This is a genomic window from Microbacterium pullorum (assembly GCF_014836535.1).
Lineage (GTDB): Bacteria > Actinomycetota > Actinomycetes > Actinomycetales > Microbacteriaceae > Microbacterium > Microbacterium pullorum.
In genome coordinates this window covers 1-5,517 of sequence record NZ_JACSQP010000016.1, presented here as the reverse complement: position 1 = coordinate 5,517, position 5,517 = coordinate 1, and the positions used below count along the sequence as shown (strand labels likewise).

General features: G+C 54.8%; 3 rRNA genes. All 3 read left to right on the top strand.

Going from position 1 to position 5,517, the window contains the following annotated elements:
* Positions 1 to 238 precede the first annotated feature (238 nt).
* A 16S ribosomal RNA gene (locus H9651_RS14515) occupies positions 239 to 1,761 on the top strand.
* 416 nt (positions 1,762 to 2,177) lie between these two features.
* Positions 2,178 to 5,283 (top strand): 23S ribosomal RNA (locus tag H9651_RS14510).
* A 106-nt stretch (positions 5,284 to 5,389) separates the two neighbouring features.
* A 5S ribosomal RNA gene (rrf, locus tag H9651_RS14505) occupies positions 5,390 to 5,506 on the top strand.
* Together the 16S, 23S and 5S rRNA genes form the textbook arrangement of a ribosomal RNA operon.
* Positions 5,507 to 5,517 lie beyond the last annotated feature (11 nt).

Here is a 5,517-nt window from a genome sequence, read left to right as displayed (position 1 = left end):
AGTTGCCCTGCGGGCGAGGCTGAGAGGCTGAGTAGCAGGAGCATCCGATCCTTGAGAACTCAACAGCGTGCACTTGTCAAATGCCAAATAACCTCGTCCCGGTTTTTACCGGGTGAGATTCCTTTGGATCAAAGTCCGGCACTTCGGTGTCGGCAACGGATAAGTCAGTAATGACATCCATTTGGTCAGTTCAAACTCGCTGCTTCGGCCTTTTTCCGGTCGTTGTCAGTATTTTTCTTTTACGGAGAGTTTGATCCTGGCTCAGGATGAACGCTGGCGGCGTGCTTAACACATGCAAGTCGAACGGTGAAGCAGAGCTTGCTCTGTGGATCAGTGGCGAACGGGTGAGTAACACGTGAGCAACCTGCCCCTGACTCTGGGATAAGCGCTGGAAACGGCGTCTAATACTGGATACGAGCTGCGACCGCATGGTCAGCAGTTGGAAAGATTTTTCGGTCTGGGATGGGCTCGCGGCCTATCAGCTTGTTGGTGAGGTAATGGCTCACCAAGGCGTCGACGGGTAGCCGGCCTGAGAGGGTGACCGGCCACACTGGGACTGAGACACGGCCCAGACTCCTACGGGAGGCAGCAGTGGGGAATATTGCACAATGGGCGAAAGCCTGATGCAGCAACGCCGCGTGAGGGACGACGGCCTTCGGGTTGTAAACCTCTTTTAGCAGGGAAGAAGCGAAAGTGACGGTACCTGCAGAAAAAGCGCCGGCTAACTACGTGCCAGCAGCCGCGGTAATACGTAGGGCGCAAGCGTTATCCGGAATTATTGGGCGTAAAGAGCTCGTAGGCGGTTTGTCGCGTCTGCTGTGAAATCCCGAGGCTCAACCTCGGGCCTGCAGTGGGTACGGGCAGACTAGAGTGCGGTAGGGGAGATTGGAATTCCTGGTGTAGCGGTGGAATGCGCAGATATCAGGAGGAACACCGATGGCGAAGGCAGATCTCTGGGCCGTAACTGACGCTGAGGAGCGAAAGGGTGGGGAGCAAACAGGCTTAGATACCCTGGTAGTCCACCCCGTAAACGTTGGGAACTAGTTGTGGGGTCCATTCCACGGATTCCGTGACGCAGCTAACGCATTAAGTTCCCCGCCTGGGGAGTACGGCCGCAAGGCTAAAACTCAAAGGAATTGACGGGGACCCGCACAAGCGGCGGAGCATGCGGATTAATTCGATGCAACGCGAAGAACCTTACCAAGGCTTGACATATACGAGAACGGGCCAGAAATGGTCAACTCTTTGGACACTCGTAAACAGGTGGTGCATGGTTGTCGTCAGCTCGTGTCGTGAGATGTTGGGTTAAGTCCCGCAACGAGCGCAACCCTCGTTCTATGTTGCCAGCACGTAATGGTGGGAACTCATGGGATACTGCCGGGGTCAACTCGGAGGAAGGTGGGGATGACGTCAAATCATCATGCCCCTTATGTCTTGGGCTTCACGCATGCTACAATGGCCGGTACAAAGGGCTGCAATACCGTAAGGTGGAGCGAATCCCAAAAAGCCGGTCCCAGTTCGGATTGAGGTCTGCAACTCGACCTCATGAAGTCGGAGTCGCTAGTAATCGCAGATCAGCAACGCTGCGGTGAATACGTTCCCGGGTCTTGTACACACCGCCCGTCAAGTCATGAAAGTCGGTAACACCTGAAGCCGGTGGCCCAACCCTTGTGGAGGGAGCCGTCGAAGGTGGGATCGGTAATTAGGACTAAGTCGTAACAAGGTAGCCGTACCGGAAGGTGCGGCTGGATCACCTCCTTTCTAAGGAGCATCTGGCACCCTCGGGTGTCCAGGCGCCGGATCGGGACATACGTTCCCGCCGGTAGCTCATGGGTGGAACATTTGACTTGGTGCCCCGGGTGATTCTCGGACTCAGTACGCCGCTTGCGGTTGGAAGGGTTCGGGGGGAGCTGGGGGTACATGCACGCTGTTGGGTCCTGAGGGACCGGATGCGCACTGACTCTTCGGGGTTGGGTGCAGACGGAAGCTCAGGACCTGCTTTTGTTGCCGGCGTTTGTTGGCAGCGGGGGTGGGTACCGCCCGTACTTTGAGAACTACACAGTGGACGCGAGCATCTTCGAAACATTTATGTTTCGATCGATGATCTTAAAGATCATTAGTCAATTTCTGATCCAGGTTTCGGCCTGGGTTCGAGTTTTGATTCAAACTCATGTGATTTTCAAGTCTTTAAGAGCAAACGGTGGATGCCTTGGCATCTGGAGCCGAAGAAGGACGTAGCAATCTGCGATAAGCCTCGGGGAGTGGATAAGCACACTTTGATCCGAGGATTTCCGAATGGGGAAACCCCGCTGGGCGGCGTGCCGACCTAGTGACTCCCGCCTGAATATATAGGGCGGGTAGAGGGAACGTGGGGAAGTGAAACATCTCAGTACCCACAGGAAGAGAAAGCAACCGCGATTCCGTTAGTAGTGGCGAGCGAAACCGGAACAGGCTAAACCGAGTACGTGTGATATCCGGCAGGAGTTGCGTATTCGGGGTTGTGGGACTTTTCAGACAGTTCTGCCGATCTGTCGGCGTTACAAGAAGGTATAGACGAACGGTTTTGAATGGCCGGTCATAGAGGGTGCGAACCCCGTAGTCGAAATGCCTCTCTTGACGCGAAGAGTATCCCAAGTAGCACGGGGCCCGAGAAATCCCGTGTGAATCTGTCAGGACCACCTGATAAGCCTAAATACTCCCAGATGACCGATAGCGGACAAGTACCGTGAGGGAAAGGTGAAAAGTACCCCGGGAGGGGAGTGAAATAGTACCTGAAACCGTTTGCTTACAAACCGTTGGAGCCTCCTTAGTAGGGGTGACAGCGTGCCTTTTGAAGAATGAGCCTGCGAGTTAGCGATATGTGGCGAGGTTAACCCGTGAGGGGTAGCCGTAGCGAAAGCGAGTCTGAATAGGGCGATTCAGTCGCATGTCCTAGACCCGAAGCGAAGTGATCTATCCATGGCCAGGTTGAAGCGACGGTAAGACGTCGTGGAGGACCGAACCCACTTAGGTTGAAAACTGAGGGGATGAGCTGTGGATAGGGGTGAAAGGCCAATCAAACTTCGTGATAGCTGGTTCTCTCCGAAATGCATTTAGGTGCAGCGTTGCGTGTTTCTTGCCGGAGGTAGAGCTACTGGATGGCCGATGGGCCCTACAAGGTTACTGACGTCAGCCAAACTCCGAATGCCGGTAAGTGAGAGCGCAGCAGTGAGACTGTGGGGGATAAGCTTCATAGTCGAGAGGGAAACAACCCAGACCACCATCTAAGGTCCCAAAGCGCGTGCTAAGTGGGAAAGGATGTGGAGTTGCTTTGACAACCAGGAGGTTGGCTTAGAAGCAGCCACCCTTGAAAGAGTGCGTAATAGCTCACTGGTCAAGTGATTCCGCGCCGACAATGTAACGGGGCTCAAGCACGCCACCGAAGTTGTGGCATTGATATTATTGGTAGGCCTTCGTGGTCCAGCCGTATTGATGGGTAGGAGAGCGTCGTGTGGCCAGCGAAGCGGCGGTGTGAACCAGCCGTGGAGGCTACACGAGTGAGAATGCAGGCATGAGTAGCGAAAGACGTGTGAGAAACACGTCCTCCGAAAGACCAAGGGTTCCAGGGTCAAGCTAATCTTCCCTGGGTAAGTCGGGACCTAAGGCGAGGCCGACAGGCGTAGTCGATGGACAACGGGTTGATATTCCCGTACCGGCGAAGAACCGCCCAAGCTAATCCAGTGGTGCTAAGTGCCCGAATTCCTTTGATTCGATCCCTTCGGGGTGAGAACGTTGGAGCTAGCGCATGACCCCATGCTGGTGCGGTTAGCGTATTAACAGGTGTGACGCAGGAAGGTAGCCCAACCCGGGCGATGGTAGTCCCGGGGCAAGTGCGTAGGCCGAGTGATAGGCAAATCCGTCACTCATATAGGCTGAGACACGATGCGGATAAAAAGTGGGTGATCCTATGCTGCCGAGAAAAGCATCGACGCGAGGTTCTAGCCGCCCGTACCCCAAACCGACTCAGGTGGTCAGGTAGAGAATACCAAGGAGATCGAGAGAATCGTGGTTAAGGAACTCGGCAAAATGCCCCCGTAACTTCGGGAGAAGGGGGGCCTTCGACGTATTAGGACTTGCTCCGAAAGCGTTTGGAGGCCGCAGAGACTAGTGGGTAGCGACTGTTTACTAAAAACACAGGTCCGTGCTAAGTCGCAAGACGATGTATACGGACTGACGCCTGCCCGGTGCTGGAAGGTTAAGAGGACCGGTTAGCCGCAAGGCGAAGCTGAGAATTTAAGCCCCAGTAAACGGCGGTGGTAACTATAACCATCCTAAGGTAGCGAAATTCCTTGTCGGGTAAGTTCCGACCTGCACGAATGGCGTAACGACTTCCCAACTGTCTCAACCGCGAACTCGGCGAAATTGCACTACGAGTAAAGATGCTCGTTACGCGCAGCAGGACGGAAAGACCCCGTGACCTTTACTACAGCTTGGTATTGGTGTTCGGTGTGGCTTGTGTAGGATAGGTGGGAGACTTTGAAGCATGGACGCCAGTTCATGTGGAGTCATTGTTGAAATACCACTCTGGTCACTCTGGATATCTAACTTCGAACCGTAATCCGGTTCAGGGACAGTGCCTGGTGGGTAGTTTAACTGGGGCGGTTGCCTCCCAAAAAGTAACGGAGGCGCCCAAAGGTTCCCTCAACCTGGTTGGTAATCAGGTGGCGAGTGTAAGTGCACAAGGGAGCTTGACTGTGAGACTGACAGGTCGAGCAGGGACGAAAGTCGGGACTAGTGATCCGGCAGTGGCTTGTGGAAGCGCTGTCGCTCAACGGATAAAAGGTACCTCGGGGATAACAGGCTGATCTTGCCCAAGAGTCCATATCGACGGCATGGTTTGGCACCTCGATGTCGGCTCGTCGCATCCTGGGGCTGGAGTAGGTCCCAAGGGTTGGGCTGTTCGCCCATTAAAGCGGTACGCGAGCTGGGTTTAGAACGTCGTGAGACAGTTCGGTCCCTATCCGCTGCGCGCGTAGGAAGTTTGAGAGGATCTGACCCTAGTACGAGAGGACCGGGTTGGACGAACCTCTGGTGTGCCAGTTGTTCCGCCAGGAGCACCGCTGGTTAGCTACGTTCGGGATGGATAACCGCTGAAAGCATCTAAGCGGGAAGCCGGCCTCAAGATGAGACTTCCATGCCTTCGGGCGAGAGGCTCCCAGCTAGACTACTGGGTTGATAGGCCAGATGTGGAAGTGCAGCAATGCATGCAGCTGACTGGTACTAATAAGCCGATGACTTGATAACACACCCGTTTGAGGTGCTACGCGTCCACTGAGTGGTTCTCGATGTACGGTCGAGAACCGCATGACAACAATCTTTTGTTGTGTGCAGACTGAAACATCAATAGTGTTTCGGCGGCCATAGCGAGAGGGAAACGCCCGGTCACATACCGAACCCGGAAGCTAAGCCTCTCAGCGCCGATGGTACTGCAGGGGGGACCCTGTGGGAGAGTAGGACACCGCCGGACTTCTTTCGTGA